We start from the raw sequence: 21,356 nt of genomic DNA on the forward strand, positions 1-21,356 counted from the left end.
ACGCGACCCCTCACCCTAGCCCTCTCCCCAAAGGGGAGAGGGGATGTTTCTGTGCCGCCGGCAACGCCGAGCCCGACCACCGCACCCGCCACTCCCTCTCCCCCTTGGGGAGAGGGCCGGGGTGAGGGGTCAGCCTCTCAGGCCACGCTGACTCAGCTGGCCGACGCCGCCTTGGGCAGGATGTCGTTGGCCACCATCTCGCCGAACGGGCTGACGAAGCCGCGCCCTTCAGCAACCTGCGGACGGTTGACGTCCAGATGCGGGAACAGCAGCTCGGCGACCCGGTACGACTCTTCCAGGTGCGGGTAGCCGGAGAAGATGAAGGTGTCGATGCCGAGGTCGGCGTATTCCTTGACCCGCGCGGCCACGGTCGGGCCATCGCCGACCAGCGCAGTGCCGGCACCGCCACGCACCAGGCCGACGCCGGCCCAGAGGTTGGGCGACACTTCCAGGTTGCCCTTGCTGCCGCCATGCAGGGCGGCCATGCGTTGTTGGCCAACCGAGTCGAAGCGCGCCAGGGAAGCCTGGGCACGGGCGATGGTTTCATCGTCGACGTGGGCGATCAGGCGATCAGCCGCTTGCCAGGCTTCTTCATTGGTTTCGCGCACGATCACGTGCAGGCGGATACCGAAGCGCACTTCGCGGCCCTGGGCAGCGGCTTTCTCGCGCACCTGGGCGATCTTCTCGGCCACAGCGGCGGGCGGCTCGCCCCAGGTCAGGTACAGCTCGACCTGCTCGGCGGCGAGGTCCTGTGCGGCATCGGAGGAACCACCGAAATACAGCGGCGGACGCGGCTGCTGGATCGGCGGGTAGAGCAATTTGGCGCCCTTCACCTGGATGTGCTTGCCGTCGTAGTCGACGGTTTCGCCTTCTAGCACGCGGCGCCAGATGCGGGTGAATTCCACCGACGCTTCGTAGCGCTCTGCGTGGGACAGGTTGAGACCGTCGCCGGCCAGTTCATCTGGATCGCCACCGGTCACCAGGTTGAACAGCGCGCGGCCATTGGACAGGCGGTCCAGCGTCGCGGCCTGACGCGCGGCGACCGTCGGGGAAATGATCCCGGGGCGCAGGGCGACAAGGAATTTCAGACGTTGCGTCACCGGGATCAGCGAGGCGGCCACCAGCCAGGAGTCCTCGCAGGAACGCCCGGTAGGGATCAGTACGCCGCCGAAACCGAGGCGGTCGGCCGCCTGCGCGATCTGCTGCAGGTAGCCGTGGTCAACGGCGCGCGCGCCTTCGCTGGTGCCGAGGTACTTGCCATCGCCGTGGGTAGGCAGGAACCAGAAAATGTTCAGACTCATGGAGTGGTCTCCTTGGTTTTTACTCCCCTCTCCCATTGGGAGAGGGGCTGGGGGTGATGGGTGAGAGCGCAGCGGATATGCCTGCACCCTCATCCGGCGCTACGCGCCACCTTCTCCCGGAGGGAGAAGGGTTCAAGTCACTGCTGGGCCAGCTTGGCCGGCGGCGTCCAGATCACGTCCTTGATGCTGAGCTGCTTGGGGATCAGCTTGAGGCTGGTGAAGGTGTCGGCGATCTTCTGCTGGGCAGCGATCACGTCCGGGGTGATGAACTGCGCGCCGTAGCCCTGGCGCTCGACGGCCTGGCGGGTGATCTCCGGCGACAGGCCGATCAGCGGTGCGACCTGGGCGGTAGCTTCGTTGAGGTTGCCTTTCACCCACTCACCCACACCGCGGATTTCCTCGACCAGCACGCCAATCACCTGCGGGTGCTTCTCGGCATAAGGACGGGTCGCCAGGTAGAACTGGTGGTTGTCGACCAGGCCACTGCCGTCACGCAGGCTGCGTGCTTGCAGCTGGTGTTCGGCGGCGGACTGGAAGGGGTCCCAGATGACCCAGGCGTCGACGCTGCCACGCTCGAAGGCGGCGCGGGCATCAGCCGGCGGCAGGTACACGGGCTGGATGTCGCTGTATTTCAGGCCGGCGTCTTCCAGGGCACGCACCAGCAGGTAGTGCACGTTGGAACCCTTGTTCAGGGCGACTTTCTTGCCCTTGAGCTCGGCGACCGATTTGATCGAGGAATCCTTCGGCACCAGGATCGCCTCACCGGTCGGTGCTGGCGGCTCGTGGGCCACGTAGAGCAGGTCGGCACCGGCGGCCTGGGCGAACACTGGCGGGGTTTCGCCGGTCACGCCGAAGTCCACCGAGCCGACGTTCAGCCCTTCGAGCAGCTGCGGGCCGCCGGGGAATTCGGTCCATTTCACCTCGACGCCCTGCTCGGCCAGGCGCTTTTCCAGCGTGCCCTTGGCCTTGAGCAGCACCAGGGTGCCGTATTTCTGGTAACCGATACGCAGGGTTTCGGCTTGGGCTTGAGTGATGGCGCCAAAGCTGATGGCCGCTGCAAGCAGGGCGACCAGGCTCCGACGCAAAGTAATAGTGCGCATGGCGCTCTCCTTTGCAGTGGGTGTCTTGGTTGGCTACCTGCTTGCCCGTTGGCGGGCGAGTAAGGCGGGGGGTTACGTGTTCCTGTAGAAGCCTGCTTGCTGGCGATCAGCGAATTCCATGGCAGTTGCTCTGCTCCCGGTCGCCCTGGATCGCCAGCAAGCTGGCTCCTACAACAATCAACAATGCGTCTTCAAATACTCCAGCGGGCATTCACCAGCCGGTCGTTCAACAGGTTCGGGTCAATCGGCTGTGGGCGACGGGCCAGGGCGGCGAGCAGTTGCTCCACCGACTCGTCCAAACGCTCGGCCAGCTCGCTGTCCAGCTGCGCCGGACGGTCGCCTTCCGCGTAAGCGATCTGCTTGTCCACGGCGAACACCCCGGCCAGCATTTCCTGGGCCTTCAGCGCCGCCAGTACCGGCTTCAGCGCGTAATCCACGGCCAGCAAATGCGCCGGGCTACCACCGCTAGCCAACGGCAGGATCGCCTTGTGCGCCAGGGCGCGTTCCGGCAGCAGATCAAGCAGCACTTTCAGCGCGCCGGTGATCGAAGCCTTGTACACCGGCGTCGCCACCACCAGGCCGTCGGCACTGGCTACCACCGCTTGCAACTGCTGCACTGCCGCGCTCTCGAAGCGGGCGAACAGCAAGTCTTCAGCGGGGAAGTCGCGCACCCGCAGCAGGGTCACTTCGACCCGGTGCTCGCGCAGGCGCTGGCTGACATGCTCCAGGAGCACTTCAGTGCGCGAACGCGCCGAGGGGCTACCGGAAAGCAGGACTACATGCATGACGATCCCTTACTTGTTCGGCTGCGCAGTCAGGCGCAGGTACGGCTTGACCGCGCGATAACCCTGCGGGAAACGCTGCTTGATCTCGTCTTCGTCCTTCAGCGACGGCACGATTACCACGTCATCACCGTCCTGCCAGTTGGCGGGGGTGGCGACCTTGTGGTTGTCGGTCAACTGCAGGGAATCGATCACCCGCAGGATCTCGTTGAAGTTGCGCCCGGTGCTCGCCGGGTAGGTGATGATCAGGCGCACCTTCTTGTTCGGGTCGATGATGAACAGCGAGCGCACGGTCAGGGTGTCGTTGGCGTTCGGGTGGATCAGGTCGTAGAGGCCGGACACCTTGCGGTCGGCGTCGGCGATGATCGGGAAGTTGACGCGGGTGTTCTGGGTTTCGTTGATGTCGTCGATCCAGCGCAGGTGCGAGTCCACCGGGTCCACGGACAGGGCGATGGCCTTGACGCCGCGCTTGGCGAAGTCATCCTTGAGCTTGGCGGTCAAGCCCAGCTCGGTGGTGCACACCGGGGTGAAGTCGGCCGGGTGGGAGAACAGCACGGCCCAGCTATTGTTCAGCCATTCATGAAAGCGGATACGGCCTTCACTGGAGTCCTGCTCGAAGTCGGGGGCGATGTCGCCAAGGCGGATGCTCATGCTGCTGCTCCTTCAGAAGAGATTCGTTGCGTGGCGCTCACTATGCTCAGGATCGAAAAGGATTAAAAAGAATAAATAATGATTTATTTATAACTTTTAGAACCAAGCAGATACCCTCACGGCCCGCAAGCCACCCCAGCTGTGAGTACATAAACGCATAAGCACTTAACCAATTATTCTTTCAAAGAATAAAAGCTCGCTCTTATAGTCACGCCACACCTCATTCAAAGGACGCGTAATGAAACGACTACTGCCCTTCTCGCTGCTGGCCGCCGGCCTGCTTTTCGGTGCCAGTGCCCAGGCGGCGACCCTGCTCAACGTCTCCTATGACGTGATGCGCGACTTCTACAAGGACTACAACGCCGCCTTCCAGAAACACTGGCAGGCCGAGGGCGGCAAGCCGCTGGTGCTGCAGATGTCCCATGGCGGCTCGAGCAAACAGGCACGCGCGGTGATCGACGGGCTGCCCGCCGACGTGATCACCATGAACATGGCCACCGACATCAACGCCCTCGCCGACAATGGCGGCCTGGTACCGAAGGACTGGGCCACCCGCCTGCCAAATAGCAGCGCCCCGTTTACCTCGGCCACCGTGTTCATCGTGCGCAAGGGCAACCCCAAGGGCCTGAAAGACTGGCCCGACCTGCTCAAGGACGGCGTGCAGGTGGTGGTGCCCAACCCGAAGACCTCGGGTAACGGGCGCTACACCTACCTGTCGGCCTGGGGCTACGTGCTGGAGAAAGGCGGCGACGAAAAAGCCGCCAAGGACTTCGTCGGCAAACTGTTCAAGCAGGCTCCGGTACTCGACACCGGTGGCCGTGCCGCCACCACCACCTTCATCCAGAACCAGATCGGCGACGTGCTGGTGACCTTCGAGAACGAAGCCGAGATGATCGCCCGCGAGTTCGGCCGTGGCAGCTTCGAAGTGGTCTACCCGAGCGTCTCCGCCGAGGCCGAGCCGCCGGTGGCAGTGGTCGACAAGGTGGTCGACAAGAAAGGCACCCGCAAGGAGGCCGAGGCCTACCTGAAGTACCTGTGGTCCGACGAAGCCCAGCGCATCGCCGCCAACAACTACCTGCGCCCACGCAACCCGGCGATCCTCGCCGAGTTCGCCGACCGCTTCCCGAAAGTGACCTTCCTCAACGTGGTGAAGACCTTCGGCGACTGGCCGGTGATCCAGAGCACTCACTTCAAGGACGGCGGCGTGTTCGACCAGATCTACGTCGCGCAGTAAGACGCGCCTGAAATGAAAAAGCCCGGCCATGTGCCGGGCTTTTTTGTGGCTGCGATACGAGGTCATCCAGTTGATCGTACCGCTCTCTACCGAGTGCCTCGATACTTCTGGTTTCGCCCCTCCGGGCGAGTCACTTTCTCTTTGCTCGCGCGAAAGAGAAAGTAACCAAAGAGAAAGCGCGCCCGACATCCGGGTTTCGCTACGCGAAACTTCCCTCCCTCCGGTGCCGCTCCGGGGGCCGGCGTACAAGGGCCATCCCTGGCCCTTTACGCCTCTCGCCGCATCCATGCGGCTCGTCCCCCTGCGCAGCACCTACGCTCGGCCTCCTGACGGGATCTGGGCACCGAGTCGCCTGAAGGTTTTGTTCTGTTTGCGCGATACATCAGGCCACGCAAATTCCCCTTCAGCAGGGTGAGCGCAATCGTCGTGGAAGGGGTTGAGCGGCATGGATGCCGCGAGAGCCGCGATGGGCCAGGGATGGCCCTTCGCGGCGGGCCCCTGGAGCGATGATGGAGTGAACGAACCCGGAGCGAAGCGTAGGGCCGAATGCAGGGGTGGCCTTCTCTTTGGTTACTTTCTCTTGGCCAGACAAGAGAAAGTGACTCGCCCGGCAGGGCGAAACCAGAAGCCTCAAAGCACTCTGTAAGCAGCCAGACACCGGAGCAACAGGCTGCCCGCGCACATAAAAAAACCGGGCCTTACGGCCCGGAAACAGCTTCCACCTTGAGGTTCGTTTACAGCGCCAGCTCGGTCAGGGCCGTGCCGCGCAGGTAGGCCAGCTCCGCTGCGCGGCGGTCGCGCGGGCGGGAAAGAGGGACGGCCAGTTCGCGCTGGATGCGACTGGGGTTGCCGCCGAGGATCAGCACGCGGTCGCTCAGGTAGAACGCCTCATCCAGATCATGGGTGACCAGCAGCAGCGCGATGCCGTAGTGCTGCGCCAGGTTGGCCACCAGGTCCTGCAGTTTCATGCGGGTGAAGGCATCCACCGCGCTGAAGGGTTCGTCGAGCAGCAGCACCTGCGGGCGGTTGTACAGGCCGCGGGCGATGGCCACGCGCTGGGCCATGCCGCCGGAGAGTTGCTTGGGCAGCTTGTCGCCCTGTCCGGCCAGGCCGACATCGCGCAGCAGTTGTTCGATCCAGTCCGCATCGGCGCGGCGCTCGTCGGCAAAGCCGATGTTCTGCGCGACGTTGAGCCAGGGCAGCAGGCGCGGCTCCTGAAACACCACGCCAATACCGCTGCCATTGCCGAAGCCGAGCAGCGGGTTGTGCGCCACGCCGCCGCTGAAATCCTCGTCCAGCCCAGCGGCGATGCGCAGCAATGTGCTCTTGCCGCAACCACTGGGGCCGAGCAGGCTGACGATCTCGCCGGGCGCCAGCTTGAGACTGACATCGTCGAGCACCCGCACGCCGGCGAAGGCCTTGCGGATGGCGTGCAGTTCCAGCAATGCGCTCATCTCAACCCTCCTCGCCGGTGTAGCTGTCGCGCCAGTGCAGCGCGCGATCTTCCAAATACTTGAGCAGGCTGTCACTGAGCTTGCCGAGCACCGCCAGCAGCAGGATGGCGGCGATCACCAGGTCCGGACGCGAGGTTTCCCGGCCGTCGCTGAGCAGGTAACCGAGGCCACGGGTGGCGGCGATCAGTTCGGCGGCGACGAGAAACATCCAGCTCAGGCTGAGCGCGCCACGCAGGCCGGTGAACAAATTGGGCAGCGCTGCCGGCAGGAGAATCCGCCGGGTCAGGGCGAAGGCCGACAGGTGATGCAGACGACCGACTTCCACCAGCTTGCGGTCGACGTTGCGGATCCCGGCGATCAACGCCAGGTACACAGGAAAGAAGGCACCCAGGGCGATCAGCACCACCTTGGGGGTTTCATCGATACCCAGCCAGAGCAGCAGCAGGGGTACCCAGGCCAGGCTGGGGATCGCCCGCAGCGCCTGGAAACTCGGTTCCAGGTAAGCCTCGGCACGCCGGCTGAGGCCGACCCAGGCACCGACCAGCAAGGCCAGGCCGGCACCCAGCACGAAGCCGGCAGCGACCCGCGCCAGGCTCACGCCGATATGCCGCCACAGCTCACCGCTGGCGGCCAGGTAGTACAGGGTTTCGCCAACCTGGCTGGGCGCCGGCAGCTGGTGCGCGGCAATCCAGCCGGCGCGCACTGCCACTTCCAGCAGGGCCAGCAACAGCACTGGCAACAGCAGCCCACGCCAGTGCGCTAGGCGTGGTCGGGGCAGGCGCGGCAGGTGCGCCGCGATGCGCTCGACCAGCAGGTTGGCAACCGTCATTGCTTACTGCCCCGCGACCTTGGCCAGCGGCTGACGGCCGATGACGTTGGCCGCCAGTTGCGGTGCGATCAGTTGATCGACCGTAGCGGTAACGTCGGTACCGGGACGCACCAGCTCTTCCGCCAGCAGGATCGGCGCAGCGGCCTTGAGCGCGGCAATGTGCTCGGCACCCGGCAGCGAGTTGCTGAAGTCGGTGCGCGACAGTTGCAGCTTGGCCACTTCCAGCGGCAGCTTGGCTTCACGGGCCAGCAGCGCGGCGGTTTCCTGCGGGTGGGCGACGGCCCAGTGACGCGCCTTCTCGTAGGCACCGATGACCTGCTCGATCAGCTTGGGCTGCTGCTTGAGGAAGTCGTCGCTGACGTTGAGCACGCCGTAGCTGTTGAACTCGACATTCCGGTAGAGCAGACGCGAGCCGGCTTGCAGCTGGCTGGCGGCGAGGTGCGGATCGAGACCGGACCAGGCGTCGACATCGCCGCGTTCCAGGGCCACGCGGCCATCCGGATGCTGCAGGTGGACGATCTCCACGTCGTTCTTGTCCAGACCGACGCTTTGCAGGCTGCGCAGCAGGAACAGGTAAGGATCGGTGCCTTTGGTGGCGGCGACCTTCTTGCCCTTGAGGTCGGCGAGGGTCTTGATCGGCGAGTCCTTGGCCACGGCCAGGGCGGTCCACTCGGGACGGCTGGCGATGTACACGGTCTTCACCGGGCTGCCGTTGGCACGGCTGAGCACGGCGGCGAGGCCGGCGGTGGAAGCGAAATCGATGCTGCCACCGTTGAGGTATTCGAGGGAGCGGTTGCTGCCTTGGCTGAACACCCACTTGACCGAGATTCCCTGGGCAGCGAGCTGCTTCTCGAGAATCCCCTGGTCTTTCAGCACCAGGCTGGTGGGGGCGTAGTAGGCGTAGTCCAGACGGACTTCTTTCGGGGTTTCGGCATACACACCGGTAGGCAGCGCCGCCACAAACAGGGCGGTCAGCCCCCGGCGCAGATTGAACAGACTCATGGTCGTCTCCTTGCGTTGGGGTTGGCGCCTTCCGGCCCGTTGGCGGGCTAGTCAGGAACGAGGCGAGAGGGCAAAGGCCCCTCGCCTGATCGGGTTACAGAATCGGCAGGGTGTAGCTGACGATCAGGCGGTTCTCGTCCTGGTCGTTCGCGGTGGTGTTGCCACGCAGCGAAGCATTACGCCAGGAAACACCGAGGCCTTTGAGAGCGCCATCTTGCAGGGTGTAGTCGAGGCGGAAGTCACGTTCCCATTCCTTGCGGTCACCACCGACCGCGTCGACGTTGTCGCCCGACAGGTAGGTGACGATGGCTTTCAGGCCCGGTGCGCCAACCTTGGTGAAGTCGTAGCCGTACTCGGCCAGCCAGGTGCGCTCACCTGCCGAGAGGAACTTGCCGATCTGGCGGTCGGTGATCAGGTAGGCGGTGGAGCCGTCACCCTGGTTGAGGAACGGGAAGGCGCTGTCGCCGGAAACCTGCTGGTAACCCGCGCTCAGGGCGTGGGAACCCAGGGTGTAGGTGAACAGGGCGCTCCAGGTGTCGTTGTCGACTTCGACGCCGGTCACCTTGTTCGCGGCGTTGATCTCGCCCTGGCTCAGGAAGCCTTCGTCGCGACCGGCAACGCTGCCGTTCTTGCCGTCGGAGCCGCTGTGGAAGTAACGCAGGTCGGACTTCAATGCGCCTGGGCCGACGGCCAGGTTGTGGGTCAGGCCAAGGAAGTGCTGCTGATAGAAGTTATCCAGCTCACCGTAGTAGTACTGCGCCAGCAGATCCTTGCTGATCTTGTAGTCGGCACCGCCGTAGTAGAACTTGTTGCTGTCGACCGAGCTGGTGCCGGCAATGCGCAGGCCGACGTCGTCGGTGGAGGAGCGGGTCTTGGTGTGTTCCAGCTGGCCTGCAGTCAGGGTCAGGTTGTCGATTTCGCTGGACGTGACCTGACCACCTTCGAACAGTTGCGGCAGCAGACGGCCGTCGTTGAAGGTGACCACCGGCAGCTTCGGCTGCAGGGTGCCGATGCGGCCTTCGGTCTTGGACAGGCGTACTTTGCCGGTCACGCCGGCCTTGCTGTAGTCGTCCACGGCAGTGCCGTCGCTGTCCAGCGGGAACAGCTGGCCTGGCTTGCGGCTGTCCGTGCTATCACCGTCGCCGCCGGCATCCAGCTTGACGCCGAGCAGGCCGACCGCATCGAGGCCAAAGCCCACGGTGCCTGCGGTGTAGCCAGAGGTGTAGTTGAAGATGAAACCCTGACCCCACTCGTTGGCCTCACTACTGTTGTTCGCGGTGTCCTTGGTATTGAGGTCGTAGTAGAAGTTGCGCAGACCGAGGGTGGCCTTGCTGTCTTCGATGAAGCCGGCGGCGCCAGCCTGTTGGGCGAGTACGCCGAAGGCCACGGCAAGGGCCAGGGATGACTTGTTCATTTCGCTGCTCCAGATGTGTTCTAGGTCTCTAGGGTCTGGGGCTCACGCCGACGTTCTATGCGCCGTGCAGGGATGCCTGTTTCGTGATGAAACAGGCTCCGGGAGGGGAGCCCCATTGGATCGGGCTCGATGCGGTGATCCGCTGTCGGCTTGGGGTGCAATCTAGGGGAATTTATTAATCCCTAAAAAGAATTATTTATCACTTTATTAGAATCAAAAAGAATAATAAAAATCCCAGGCCTCTCCATAAGCTAATTCCTGAAAAGTATTGGATAGCTCGTTTTTAGATCGGATAGCTTTGCCACACCGGACCACCGGACTGCCTTCTCCCACGAAGAATTCCCGTGTTCCGCTGCCACCTCCGTGGGTCGGGACGCCCACCCTAAAAGAGGTCTGCCATGTCCCTTCCCTTTTCCCGCCGCGCCCTGATCGGCTTCGGCCTGGCCCTGGGGCTGAGCATCGCCCTGCCGGTCCAGGCACAAACCCAGCTGCGCATCGGCTACCAGAAATCCTCCACCCTGATCAGCCTGCTGAAGACTCAGGGCACCCTGGAGAAAGCCCTGGCCGCGCAGGACATCCACATCAGCTGGCACGAGTTCGCCAGCGGCCAGCCGCTGCTGGAAGCGTTGAACGTCGGCAACGTCGACCTCTCTGCCGATGTCGCCGACACCGTGCCGGTGTTCGCCCAGGCCGCCGGCGCGCAGCTCGCCTACTTCGCCCAGGAAGCGCCCTCGCCCGGCGCCCAGGCGATCATCGTGCGCGACGACTCGCCGCTGCACAGCCTCAGTGAGCTCAAAGGCAAGAAGATTGCGGTGACCAAGGCCGCCGGCAGCCACTACCTGCTGATTGCCGCACTGGCCAAGGCCGGGCTGAAATTCAGCGATATCCAGCCGGCCTACCTGACCCCGGCCGACGGCCGCGCCGCCTTCGAGAACCGCAAGGTGGATGCCTGGGTGACCTGGGAACCCTTCCTCAGCAGCGCCCAGCGCCAGTTGCCGACCCGCACCCTGGCCGATGGCCGCGAGCTGGCCAGCTACCAGCGCTACTACCTGACCAGCACGCGCTTCGCCAAGGAACACCCGCAGGTGCTGCAGGCGGTCTACACCGAGCTGGTCAAGGCCGGTGACTGGCTGCGCGCCAACCCGCGCCAGGCCGCAGAAATCCTCGGCCCGCAGTGGGGCAACCTGGACCCGTCGATCGTCGAGCAGGCCAACGCGCGCCGCAGCTATCAGGTGCGCGCCGTGCAGGCCAGCAGCCTGGTCGAGCAACAGAAGATCGCCGATGCCTTCTTCGCCGCCGGCCTGCTGCCCAAGGCGGTCGACGCCAGCGCCGTGGCCATCTGGAAGCCGGAGGCCGGCGATGTCCGCTGAAGCCCATCACCTGCACCGCAATGCCGAACCGCTGCTGGACGCGCGGCTGTTTCCCGCCGACTTCGGCAACCTCACGGTCAAGGTCGAGCGCCTGGCCAAGCGCCTCGCCGCCACGGCCATCGAACGCGACAAGCGGGGTGGCCATGCGCGCGCCGAACGCGAGCTGATTCGCGACAGCGGCCTGCTCAGCCTGGCCATTCCCCAGCGTTTCGATGGCCAGGAACGCACCTGGCCGGAGATCTACCGGATCATCCGCCACCTGGCCGCCGCCGACAGTTCGCTGGCCCACCTGCTGGCTTTCAACCACCTGCAGGTCGCTACCATCCTTCTCTATGGCAGTGCCGAGCAGCAGCGTCACTGGCTGCAGCGCTCGGTGCAGGAACGCTGGTTCTGGGGTAACGCCACCAACGGCCGCGACCTGGGCCTGAAGCTCAGCGCCCGCGAGGAGCACCACGAGCTCAACGGACGCAAATCCTTCTGCTCCGGCGCCCTCGGTGCCGACGCCCTGGTGGTCAGCGCACCGCGCAGCCACAGCGCGGCCGACCGGGTGTTCCTGGTTCTGCCGGCGCAGCGCGAAGGCCTGGCGGTGAACGATGACTGGGACGCCTTCGGCCAGCGCCAGACCGACAGCGGCACGGTGCAGTTCGAGAACGTCTTCGTCGACCGCGACGAACTGCTCCTGTCCGGCGGCCAGAGCCCGCGCAGCAGCCTGCGCGTGTGCCTGTCGCAACTGATCCTGACCCAGCTCTACCTCGGCAACATCCAGGGCGCGCTGGACGGCGCCCTGCGCTACACCCGCGAACAGGCCCGGCCGTGGATCGGTGCCAACGTCGCCACTTCCGGCGAAGACCCGTTCATACAGAAACGCTACGGCGAGCTGTGGCTGCAATACCGCAGCGCCCTGCTGCTGGCCGAGCATGCTGCCGAGCGCCTGCAGCAGGCCTGGGAAAAACCGGCCCTGGGCGCCGCCGAACGCGGTGACGTGGCGCTATTGATCGCCGAGGCCCGAGTGACCTCGGCGCGCGCCGCGCTGGACATCACCGCCCAGGTGTTCGAGGCCCTCGGCGCCCGTTCCACCGCTTCGCACTACGGCTTCGACCGCTTCTGGCGCAACGTGCGCGTGCACACCCTGCACGACCCGCTGGACTACAAGGTGCGCGACATCGGCAACTGGGTGATCAACGGCGTGCCGCCGACGCCATCGCTGTATTCCTGAACGATGATTGGTACGCACTAAGGCTCTTTCAGGCATGACCGTTGGAAAGAACAGGAGCTGGCATAAGCCCTTTTGATAGCTGACTAACTTGCTGGCGGAAGTTTTCTGTTTCGCCCTCCTGGGCGAGTCACTTGACTCGCTTCGCTCACCCTTCGGGCCAGCCTACGGCTGTTACTCCGCTTCGCTCCGTATCTCTTTGCGCGCAGAGAACGTAACCAAAGAGAAAGCGCGCCCGACATCCGGGTTTCGCTGCGCGAAACTTCCCTCCCTCCGGTGCCGCTCCGGGGGCCGGCGTACAAGGGCCGCCCCTGGCCCTTTAAGCCTCTCGGCTTTGGCATCCTGCTTCGCTCTACCTCCTGCATCCATGCAGTCGTCGCCGCATCCATGCGGCTCACTCCCCTACACGACACCTACGCTCGGCCTCCTGACGGGGACTCGGGCTCCAAGTTGCCTGGTAGTTCCTAGAGCACTTCGCGGGCTTTGTAGGAGCGAGCTCTGCTCGCGAATCAGGCCCGCAAAAAGCTTCGCGAGCAGAGCTCGCTCCTACAAATGATCGTTATCACGCGGAGCGTGGGAACCATCAGTCCATTAGTCGATGCGCTCTCCTCACACGATCTATCAGGCAACACCAAACGCCCCATCAGAAGGCCGAAACGTAGCGAAGCGGAGTAACAGCCGCAGGCTGGCCCGAAGGGCGAGCGCAGCGAGTAACGGAATCATTGCGTAAGGGGTCGAGCGACATGGATGTCGCGACGACTGCATGGATGCAGGAGGTAGAGCGACGCAGGATGCCAAAGCCGAGAGCCGCGATGGGCCAGGGATGGCCCTTCGCGGCGGGCCCCTGGAGCAATGATGGAGTGAGGGAAACGAAGCGTAGCGAAGTAACAGCCGCAGGCTGGCCCGAAGGGTGAGCGGAGCGAATCAGTCTGGCGTAGCCAGACCCGGATGCAGGGGCACAGACCTTTTGGTTCCTTTTGGGGCGTTTGCCAAAAGGAACTCGCCCGGGAGGGCGAAACAGAAGCTATCAACCACCTCGGTAATCAGCCCGGCTCAGGCCAGCGCTCGTAGGGCGGGTGAAACCCGCGATGACACCGACGCGGGTTTCACCCGCCCTACAATTGTGCCTCAGGATGCCAGACGCTGGCGCAACTGCTCGCGCTGCTGCGCGCTGAGCAACAGCAGCTGGCGTTCGATCAGCGCCAGCTGTGCAGCGGCACTGGGCAAGTTGAGGTGTTCCGGCAGGATCTCCTCGCCGCTGCTGACCAGCAGGGCAAAGTGGATGACGTTCTCCAGCTCGCGGGTGTTGCCCGGCCAGGCGTACAGCTCCAGCACCTGCTGCGCGTCGTCGCTGATCTGCGGAATCTCCAGGCCAAGGCGCTGGGTGTAGAGACCGAGGAAATACTCGGCCAGCGGCAGGATATCGCCCGGCCGATCCCGTAACGCCGGCAGGTCGAGCCGGCCCTCGTTGAGGTACAGGTACAGCCGCTCGTTGAACTTGCCGGCAGCCACCGCCTGGGCCAGGTCGATGCTGGTGGCGGCGACCAGGCGCACATCCACCGGTGTTGGCTGGTGCGCGCCGAGGCGCAGCACCTCGCGGTTCTCCAGGGCGGCCAGCAACTTGCCCTGCAGGCTCAGCGGCAGGTCGCCGATCTCGTCCAGATACAGGGTGCCGCCGTTGGCCGAGCCGAACCAGCCGGCGCGGCTGCTGGCAGCACCGGCATAGGCACCGGCGGCATGGCCGAACAATTCGGCTTCGCCCCAGGTGGGACTGATCGCCCCGCAGTTGACCGCGACGAACAGGCCGCCGCGCTCGCTCTCGCGGTGTACATGGCGGGCCAGCAATTCCTTGCCGGTGCCGATCTCACCGAAAATCAGCAGCGCCTGGCCGGCGGGGGCCAGTTCCTGTACCTGCTGGCGCAACTGGCGCGAGCGCGCGTCGACGAATACCAGCGCCTTGGCACGAATGCTCAGCGGGCTCTTGTCGGCTTCGGGGAATGTCAGCAACGGCTGACCAGGCTGTGGGGGATGGCTCACTTCGGTTCTCCTGGCCAGGCCGGCAACGGGCCCGGCACTGACTTCGGGTAATCGGCGCGGCCTGACGGCGGCGCGGCGTGCACTGAGCCACCAGGCTCATGGCGGCTCAGGCGCAGAACAGCTTCACGCGCTGCGGCGTTGCAACTGCTCCATCTGCTGCTGCAGGCGGTAGAGGTAGGCGAAACCCTGCTCCCAGCGCTGGTGACCGGACTTCACATTGATGTGCCCAGCACCCGGCAGAATGGCCGGCTGCGAGCCCCAGTCACGGGCCAGCTCAAGGGCCCGTACGGCGCTGGCGGCTTGGTCGTTGTCGGAGCCCACCAGCACGCTGGGGAATGGCAGCAGCTCGCGGGAAATCGGCGCGAAACCCTGCAGCGCCTCGGGGCAGCCAGGCCGCTCGACGTCCGCCGGAGCCACCAGCAGCGCGCCACGCACCTTGCGCAACGAAGCCAAGGGCGCCTGCGCGGCCCAGCGCGCCACGGTCACGCAACCGAGACTGTGGGCAATCAGCACCACCGGGCTCTGCGCGGCGGCGACCGCGCGCTCCAGGGCGTCGACCCAGCTGTGCGGGTCCGGCTGCTGCCAGTCAGCCTGTTCGACCCGACTGGTGTTCGGCAGGCTGCGCTGCCAGTGGCTTTGCCAGTGCTCATCCGGTGAGCCCTGCCAGCCCGGCAGGATCAGATAACTAAGGGATTGGCTGCGCATCGCTGGCCTCCTTGAACGACGTGTGGCGGTCAGTCTAGGCGGCAGCGATATAGCTGTTAAGGAATAAGAAATTATTTATTTATTCGATACAGTTCTATTTTGCACATCTACCGCCTCGATCCTGCGCGTGACGACTCTCGGCGACGTCTGCTCTGCACCAGCATTTGCCGATCGTCGCAGGCCCTGACTAGAGTCAAAGCCTGAGCGCCGCCGACGCGAGATAGAGCGCCGACAGATGGAACTGCTGCGCGAAGCCCTCCAGCAGGCGCAGTGCCCACAGCGACACGGGCCTGAACGATCACGCCGAAACCTTGCCTCACCTCTTTCCCCAAGGAGTCTCACCATGAAAAAACTGCCCCTCTGCCTTTCCCTGCTGGCCCTCACTGCCGCCCCGGCTTTTGCCGCCGAACCGTCGCCAGCGTGCCAGGCCAAGCAGGCCGATATCCAGGCACAGATCACCGCCGCCACCGCCCGCGGCAATAGCCAGGAAGTGGCCGGGCTGCAGAGGGCGATGCAGGCGAACCAGGCCAACTGCAGTGATGCCTCGCTGGCTGCGGAGCGTGAGGCGAAGATCAAGGAGGCTCGCGAAGAAGTCGCGGAGCGCGAGAGCGACTTGCGTGAAGCCGAACAGGACGGCGATGCACAGAAGATCGCCAAGCGCCGGGCCAAGCTGGAAGAGGCACGCAGCGAGCTGCTCGAAGCGGAGCAGCCGTTGGCGCAGTGAACCGCGCCACACCCGTCGCATGAGGGTGGCAACTGATCGCCAGTGAAGGTGCGAGCGAATCGGCCGCCATTAGCCACGCTTCGCGCGCGCCTACAGGCTCATCGGCCAATGTCCGATCCAGAGGCAAACAAGGCATAATTGCCACCTTCCTGCCCGCCTTGCCCCGCACCGAGGACTCCACGCCCTGGTGCAGCGGCGCCGTTTTCCGGATACCCCATGAACACCAACACCCTCCTCTCCCTGCCGTTGCTGGCCCTGGCTCTCGGCGGCTTCGTTGTCGGCAGCAGCGAATTCATCATCATGGGCCTGCTGCCCGAAGTCGCCGCCGACCTGAATGTCAGCCTGGCCGCCGCCGGGCTGCTGGTCAGCGCCTACGCCATGGGTGTGGTGATCGGCGCACCGCTGTTAGGCCCGCTGCTCGCCCGCCTGCCGCGCAAGCAGGCCCTGCTGTGGCTGATGGGCACCTACGCGCTGGGCAACCTCGGCTGCGCCCTGGCCCCGGATTACTACTGGTTGATCGCCATGCGCATGCTCACCGCGTTCAGCCACGCCGGTTTCTTCGGCTGCGCCACCCTGATGGCCGCCGAGCTGGCACCGCTGCATCGACGCGCCTCGGCCATGGCCCTGGTACTCAGCGGCCTGACCATCGCCAACGTGCTCGGCGTACCGCTGGGTGCCTGGCTCGGCCAGGCCAGCAGCTGGCGGGTGACCTTCGCCGTGGTCGCGGTGATCGGCCTGCTCGCCTTGCTCGCGCAAGCCCTGTGGCTGCCGCGCATGCCGGCACCGCCGGCCAACAGCCAGGGCGCCTGGGACGGCATTCTGCGCAAGCCGGTGCTGCATGCCCTGCTGGTGTGCAGCCTGACCTCGGTGGCGCTGTTCAGCGTGTTCACCTACATCGCCCCGCTGCTGCGCGACTACAGCGGCTTCAGCGCCTCGCAGAGCAACGGCGCGCTGCTGCTGTTCGGCCTCGGCCTGACCCTCGGCAACCTGCTCGGCGGGCGCCTGGCCGACAAGGGCCTGCCGCACGCCATCCCGCTGGCCCTGGGCAGTGGCCTGCTGTGCATGCTGGTCTACTACGCGTTCGGCAGCTCCCAGTTGCTGACCCTGGCGCTGCTGTTCGTCTGGGGCGTGGCCAGCTTCGCCGTGTCCTCGCCGCTGCAACTGCTGCTGGTGGAACAGGCCGGCGACTCCGCCAGCCTGGCCGCCACCCTCAGCCATGCCGCGTTCAACCTCGGCAACGCCAGCGGCGCCCTGCTCGGCGGCCTGTGGCTAAGCGCCAACTACGGCCTGCCGCAGTTGCCACTGTTCGGCGCCGCGCTGCTGGCCGTGGCCGCACTGGTGGCTTGGCCGCTACCGCGGTTGCGTATGGCGCGCAAGCGTTTCGAGGGACAGTGAGGGACAGAGGTAATAACAGGCTCTAAAAGCCTATTTATATAGAGAGCGCTGAGTACTTCCCAGAGCAGCCAATTACAACGAAATTCATCGTTGATTACATTAGCATTACTCGATGTTGGCTTTCAGCCGGGACTAACCATACAGCAGTTGAAATCTCGGGACAGTTCAAATTTTCTTTACAAGGAATAATCAAAAGCTCAATAACTATATCTACCCACCAGCCTACTTAATTAGTGCTGATATAGTTTCATTCAACCTGATTAAGAGACGACCCCACTGGGCACTTTTAGGGAGCCAACACCCGAACACAGCAACTAGTAAAGTCTCTTGCTGTATCAACCACCTGGGCTGCGCTACAAACCAATAGCTGTCTGAATTGCTGCAGCGGCGATAGTAGCCCCAATCGTTGTTGCCACATCAAATGCCCACTTCCCTGCTGATTTCAGATGCTCCAATGCATCCACTCCGTTTTGCTGCTTCGCCGCACTCTCTGCCGCTCCTATGCTAACAACCGCTTGATCATGCTCAATTTCGGTCGCTTGTTCACGCATTGAATTACGAAGCATTGCAAGCTCTAAGGCAAGCGCTGGCAAGTCAATAGTGGATGCCGCCTGCTGCAATACTTGGTTAAATATATTTCTTTCGGCTCTGGAGTTGGGACCAACTGCTCCGACTTGCCCTGTGACATTGTATTTATCACCCATGGATATCTCCTTGGAAAAAAACTGCTGGACAAGAACACTATTATGCTGCGAGGGCAAAGCGGCAGTTATACCCGGGGAGAGGTGCAACTTACCTTCCTGCTCAAGCTCATACTGCATACTAAGCTCCTGCACTAACAACTCCCACATTTTCTGCGAGGATATGCTGTCTGGCAAAAAGTATTTCGCATCATTAACTATACGATCAATACGACTTTCGAAAGTTAAGCCAGCCCTTATGTCCTGTCTAATTGCGTTTGCAAACTCTAACAGCGAGGAGGCATTCTGAAAGCGCTGAAGATTACCATCAGCCTGATAACGTGTGCAGCCGGGCGGTAGATAGGAAAGAACACCTTGTTTATCTATTAGCACTAAAGTGCTGTCGATTTTATGGGACTTGTTCTTTTCAAGAACCGAGTCAACTACATCTCTCTCATCAATAGGGTGACGAGTTAATATCTCCACTAAGGAATGAAGTACATCCCCAGCTTGGACACCTAAGTCCGTGACTTGGACAACTGGAAATATTTTGGGATATCCGGAGAGCTTCTTCTTGGCAATATTGCCTGATGTGATTACAGCAAGAATCTCAGAAATTATTCCAAACAGCGCTTTATGGGCTTTTAGATCTTGGAATTCGAATATAGTAGCAAGATCGTCGACACTAAACTCTTGGAGTTTTACTGAAGCACATATGCAGGAAAAATATTTCCTCAGGCCTATCGTTACTTGGAGGCGCTGCTGCATTTGATCGAAAGGCATAGTAAAGGAAAGCTGCTTTCCTTCAATACCCAACTCGATTTTCGATGACCTCAAGGCCGAATGAAAATTTTTTGTCGGTTCAACTGTCGTTGGCTCATAAGGTGCGCGCGGATTGCCCCCTAGCGTACGCAAAAATGAACGCCCCCCTTTAATATTGAAGAGAGGGTTAGATCGCGCAGTTTTTTCAGCCCCTTGCGGGGAAAGGCTGGCGAAAATTTTCCAACCTAATTTGACGTGGTAAGACACGATTCCGGCCTTCATTGGGTTGGCGAGGGGGGAGTCGAACCCCCTTGTTCTAGCAATCTAGAATCTGTCGGCTCAATGTCCGTCCACACAGCCCGCCGCCGACAAAAATATCACACCAACATGGGCACACAAAATGGCCAACCTCTCTTGGTTGAAGCAAAGCCATGTACTCCTAGCTTTTCCAGTGCACCTGAACAATAGCTCTGGCCGGTAACAGATATTGGTCAATACCAATAGGTAGCTACTCCTCCATTGCAAACAGCATGGCCAACAGCGAAGAGATCGTAAGCAGCTCCTAGCGCTTCACACAGACAAACAGCGCATTCCCCGACGCCCCAGCCCAGGGCGTGATCCGCTCATAGTCATGCTCGAACACCTGCACCTCGAAGTGCGGCTCCAGCAGCACCTGCAATTCGGCGAAGCTCAGGGCGACCATGGGGTGTTCGTCCTGCCAGGCCTGGGTCTGCCCGGCCGTGGTCTTCTCGATACTCAGGCGTAGCGCCTGGCGTTCGCCCTCGCCGCTGTAGTACCAGCCAGAGCCAAAGGCGAACAGGCTGCCGTCGTGTTCCACGCTGTGGCGCACGAAGGAGCGGTTGTCGATCTTGTGCTTGTCCACCGCGTTGAAGCAGAACACACCACCCTCCGCGAGTGCAGCGTGCACGCTGGTCAAACACGCGCGCAGCTTTTCCAGCCCGGCGTTGTAGTGGATGGAGTAGAGGAAGCAGGTGATCAGGTCCTGCGGTTCGGCCACCTGGAAGTTGGCCATGTCCTGGCGGCTGAACTGCGCCTCGGGGCAGCGCTGCTGGGCGATGTCCAGCATCGGCTGGTTGATGTCCAGGCCGGCGCTGCAGTAACCGCAGTCGAGGAAGTGGCGCACGTGCGGGCCGGTGCCGCAGGCGAGATCCAGATGGTTGCGCCCCGCCGTACCGAACAACTGGTGCAGCCGGCGCACGCTGTGGCTCTGCGCCGGGTAGTCGATGTCGGCGCACATCAGGTCGTAGTAGGCGGACAGGTCGGTGTACAGCGCGTTGGTGGACATAGGCGGCCAGCAGGTTAGGCGAGGGTTTTGGCGCGGCATGGTAGCGCAAGCTGGCGGCCCAGTCGGATGGCCGAGCCCCACCATAACCCACGCGGGAGAGGTTGCTAGAACAGCGCGGCCTGGCTGCCAGGTGTCAGCACCCCTTCCAACTCCAGCAGCGCCTGCTTGCGCGCCAGGCCGCCGGCATAGCCGGTGAGGCTGCCGTCGGCACCGATGATGCGGTGGCACGGCACGACGATGGAGATCGGGTTAAGCGCGTTGGCCCGGCCGATGGCCCGCGCCGAGGTCTTGTGCGGCAGCAGGCGCTCGCCCAACTGGGCATAGGTCAGGGTGACGCCATAGGGCACCTCGCGCAGATAGCGCCAGGCCAGGTGTTGGTATGTGCTGCCACGCGGCGCCAGGGGCAGATCGAAGACCCGGCGCTGACCGGCGAAGTACTCGCCAAGCTGGCGCGCGATAGGTGCCACCGCCGCCGTATCACGCTGCCAGACATAGCCGTGCCAGACGGTCAGCGGCTGGTCCTCGGGCGGGAAGTCCAGCCGCAGCAGGGCGCCCTGCTCATCCACCAGGGCGATCAGGCTGCCCAAGGGCGTGTCGATCAGGTCGCCAAAGGCTGGCTCGGGTGCTCGTTGCATCGCTGTTCTCCTCGCACGGCTGGCAGGCACCGCAGGGCGATCCTACCAGCGCCGGGGAAACTCAGAGCAGCCCTTCGGCCTTCAGCGCCTGCTGTACTGCCGGGCGCTCGCGCCATTGCTCGCGCAGGCGACCGATGGCGTGCAGCTCGTTGAACGGGCCACCCAGGCGCAGCAGCCAATTGGAGAACACGCCGAGGTAGGCATCGGCCAGGGTGTAGCGCTCGCCCACCAGCCACTGCCGATCGGTGAGGTGCTGCTCGATATGCTCGAAGGCCTTGAGTATCTGTACCTGGGCCTGGGCGCGGATACCCGGATGGGCGGTTTCGGCGGCGGAGTAACGCTCCGGGCGATTGAGCGGGCGGAACGTGGCGGTATGGATTTCCGCGCTCAGGTAACCCAGCCAGCTCTGGATCTGCGCACGCTCGGTGGTGCCGGCGGCGGCGAACAGCGGGGTGCCCGGCACCTGGTCAGCGAGGTACGGCAGGATCGCGCTGTTCTCGGTGATCAGCGTGCCATCGTCCAGCTGCAGCGCCGGTACGCGGCCCAGCGGGTTGATCTGGTGGATCGGCGAATCGGGCGTACGCAGGGCGACCTTCTCGATCTGGATCGGCAGATCCAGCTCACGGACGGCGATGTGTGTGTTGTGGTCAACGAGAACTGGACACTGGTTTAGGTTTATCCGGCCAGTGATTCGGTTTCCGCTGGCGTTCTGTATCCGTTGTAGCTGTGTGGTCGTTGATGGTTGTAGTAATCCGTCAGGTA

General features: G+C 63.3%; 19 protein-coding genes. 5 read left to right on the forward strand and 14 right to left on the reverse strand.

What is annotated here, in order from left to right:
* Positions 1-152: 152 nt before the first annotated feature.
* The 4 genes from ssuD to H3H51_RS18305 form a co-directional block, all read right to left on the reverse strand.
* Positions 153-1,301 carry an FMNH2-dependent alkanesulfonate monooxygenase gene (ssuD, locus tag H3H51_RS18290; protein WP_183090503.1) on the reverse strand — a complete coding sequence of 383 codons (1,149 nt, stop codon included), beginning with the start codon at positions 1,299-1,301 and terminating at the stop codon, positions 153-155.
* A 137-nt stretch (positions 1,302-1,438) separates the two neighbouring features.
* Positions 1,439-2,401, reverse strand: coding sequence for a sulfonate ABC transporter substrate-binding protein (locus H3H51_RS18295; RefSeq protein WP_183090504.1), 963 nt, complete (start codon positions 2,399-2,401; stop codon positions 1,439-1,441).
* Positions 2,402-2,592: 191 nt separating this feature from the next.
* Entirely contained in the window at positions 2,593-3,186 is a 594-nt protein-coding gene (ssuE, locus tag H3H51_RS18300; RefSeq protein ID WP_183090505.1) for an NADPH-dependent FMN reductase, read from the reverse strand.
* A 9-nt stretch (positions 3,187-3,195) separates the two neighbouring features.
* The gene (locus H3H51_RS18305; RefSeq protein WP_183090506.1) at positions 3,196-3,834 is read right to left on the reverse strand and encodes a peroxiredoxin; all 639 of its coding nucleotides are present in this window, start codon (positions 3,832-3,834) and stop codon (positions 3,196-3,198) included.
* A 238-nt stretch (positions 3,835-4,072) separates the two neighbouring features.
* Here H3H51_RS18305 and H3H51_RS18310 point away from each other — a divergent pair, with 238 nt between their 5' ends.
* Positions 4,073-5,068 carry a sulfate ABC transporter substrate-binding protein gene (locus H3H51_RS18310; RefSeq protein WP_183090507.1) on the forward strand — a complete coding sequence of 332 codons (996 nt, stop codon included), beginning with the start codon at positions 4,073-4,075 and terminating at the stop codon, positions 5,066-5,068.
* Positions 5,069-5,802: 734 nt separating this feature from the next.
* Here H3H51_RS18310 and H3H51_RS18315 read toward each other — a convergent pair.
* The 4 genes from H3H51_RS18315 to H3H51_RS18330 all read right to left on the reverse strand — a co-directional run bounded on the left by H3H51_RS18315 (position 5,803) and on the right by H3H51_RS18330 (position 9,767).
* On the reverse strand, positions 5,803-6,522 hold the full coding sequence (locus H3H51_RS18315) for an ABC transporter ATP-binding protein (protein WP_183090508.1): 720 nt from the start codon (positions 6,520-6,522) through the stop codon (positions 5,803-5,805).
* 1 nt (position 6,523) lies between these two features.
* Positions 6,524-7,351 carry an ABC transporter permease gene (locus tag H3H51_RS18320; protein ID WP_183090509.1) on the reverse strand — a complete coding sequence of 276 codons (828 nt, stop codon included), beginning with the start codon at positions 7,349-7,351 and terminating at the stop codon, positions 6,524-6,526.
* Positions 7,352-7,354: 3 nt separating this feature from the next.
* Entirely contained in the window at positions 7,355-8,353 is a 999-nt protein-coding gene (locus H3H51_RS18325; protein ID WP_183090510.1) for an aliphatic sulfonate ABC transporter substrate-binding protein, read from the reverse strand.
* A 94-nt stretch (positions 8,354-8,447) separates the two neighbouring features.
* Entirely contained in the window at positions 8,448-9,767 is a 1,320-nt protein-coding gene (locus tag H3H51_RS18330) for an OprD family porin (protein ID WP_183090511.1), read from the reverse strand.
* 398 nt (positions 9,768-10,165) lie between these two features.
* On the opposite strand from H3H51_RS18330, the gene H3H51_RS18335 reads away from it, so the two are divergent.
* Both H3H51_RS18335 and H3H51_RS18340 read left to right on the forward strand, forming a co-directional pair.
* Complete coding sequence (locus tag H3H51_RS18335; protein WP_183090512.1) at positions 10,166-11,137, forward strand: aliphatic sulfonate ABC transporter substrate-binding protein; 972 nt, start codon at positions 10,166-10,168, stop codon at positions 11,135-11,137.
* Positions 11,127-12,353: an acyl-CoA dehydrogenase family protein gene (locus tag H3H51_RS18340; protein WP_183090513.1), complete on the forward strand. Its 1,227-nt coding sequence runs from the start codon at positions 11,127-11,129 to the stop codon at positions 12,351-12,353. Before H3H51_RS18335 ends, H3H51_RS18340 begins: the two co-directional genes overlap by 11 nt.
* Before the next feature lie 1,125 nt (positions 12,354-13,478).
* On the opposite strand, the gene H3H51_RS18345 is transcribed toward H3H51_RS18340, so the two are convergent.
* Together H3H51_RS18345 and H3H51_RS18350 are read right to left on the reverse strand one after the other, a co-directional pair.
* Positions 13,479-14,387 (reverse strand): sigma 54-interacting transcriptional regulator, encoded by a 909-nt coding sequence (locus tag H3H51_RS18345; protein WP_183090514.1) that lies wholly within the window; start codon positions 14,385-14,387, stop codon positions 13,479-13,481.
* 123 nt (positions 14,388-14,510) lie between these two features.
* Positions 14,511-15,092: an RBBP9/YdeN family alpha/beta hydrolase gene (locus tag H3H51_RS18350; RefSeq protein ID WP_183090515.1), complete on the reverse strand. Its 582-nt coding sequence runs from the start codon at positions 15,090-15,092 to the stop codon at positions 14,511-14,513.
* 343 nt (positions 15,093-15,435) lie between these two features.
* On the opposite strand from H3H51_RS18350, the gene H3H51_RS18355 reads away from it, so the two are divergent.
* Together H3H51_RS18355 and H3H51_RS18360 are read left to right on the forward strand one after the other, a co-directional pair.
* Positions 15,436-15,816: a DUF1090 domain-containing protein gene (locus H3H51_RS18355; protein ID WP_183090516.1), complete on the forward strand. Its 381-nt coding sequence runs from the start codon at positions 15,436-15,438 to the stop codon at positions 15,814-15,816.
* Positions 15,817-16,032: 216 nt separating this feature from the next.
* Positions 16,033-17,211: an MFS transporter gene (locus tag H3H51_RS18360; RefSeq protein WP_183090517.1), complete on the forward strand. Its 1,179-nt coding sequence runs from the start codon at positions 16,033-16,035 to the stop codon at positions 17,209-17,211.
* A 353-nt stretch (positions 17,212-17,564) separates the two neighbouring features.
* On the opposite strand, the gene H3H51_RS18365 is transcribed toward H3H51_RS18360, so the two are convergent.
* From H3H51_RS18365 to H3H51_RS18380, 4 genes are all read right to left on the reverse strand, one after another.
* On the reverse strand, positions 17,565-18,920 hold the full coding sequence (locus H3H51_RS18365; protein WP_183090518.1) for a hypothetical protein: 1,356 nt from the start codon (positions 18,918-18,920) through the stop codon (positions 17,565-17,567).
* A gap of 295 nt (positions 18,921-19,215) precedes the next feature.
* Entirely contained in the window at positions 19,216-19,959 is a 744-nt protein-coding gene (locus H3H51_RS18370; protein WP_183090519.1) for a class I SAM-dependent DNA methyltransferase, read from the reverse strand.
* A 104-nt stretch (positions 19,960-20,063) separates the two neighbouring features.
* Positions 20,064-20,594 (reverse strand): methylated-DNA--[protein]-cysteine S-methyltransferase, encoded by a 531-nt coding sequence (locus H3H51_RS18375; protein ID WP_183090520.1) that lies wholly within the window; start codon positions 20,592-20,594, stop codon positions 20,064-20,066.
* 61 nt (positions 20,595-20,655) lie between these two features.
* Positions 20,656-21,309 carry a glutathione S-transferase N-terminal domain-containing protein gene (locus tag H3H51_RS18380; protein ID WP_328803684.1) on the reverse strand — a complete coding sequence of 218 codons (654 nt, stop codon included), beginning with the start codon at positions 21,307-21,309 and terminating at the stop codon, positions 20,656-20,658.
* Positions 21,310-21,356 lie beyond the last annotated feature (47 nt).

Origin of the sequence: Aquipseudomonas ullengensis (assembly GCF_014174475.1) — a bacterium.
Taxonomy (GTDB): domain Bacteria; phylum Pseudomonadota; class Gammaproteobacteria; order Pseudomonadales; family Pseudomonadaceae; genus Aquipseudomonas; species Aquipseudomonas ullengensis.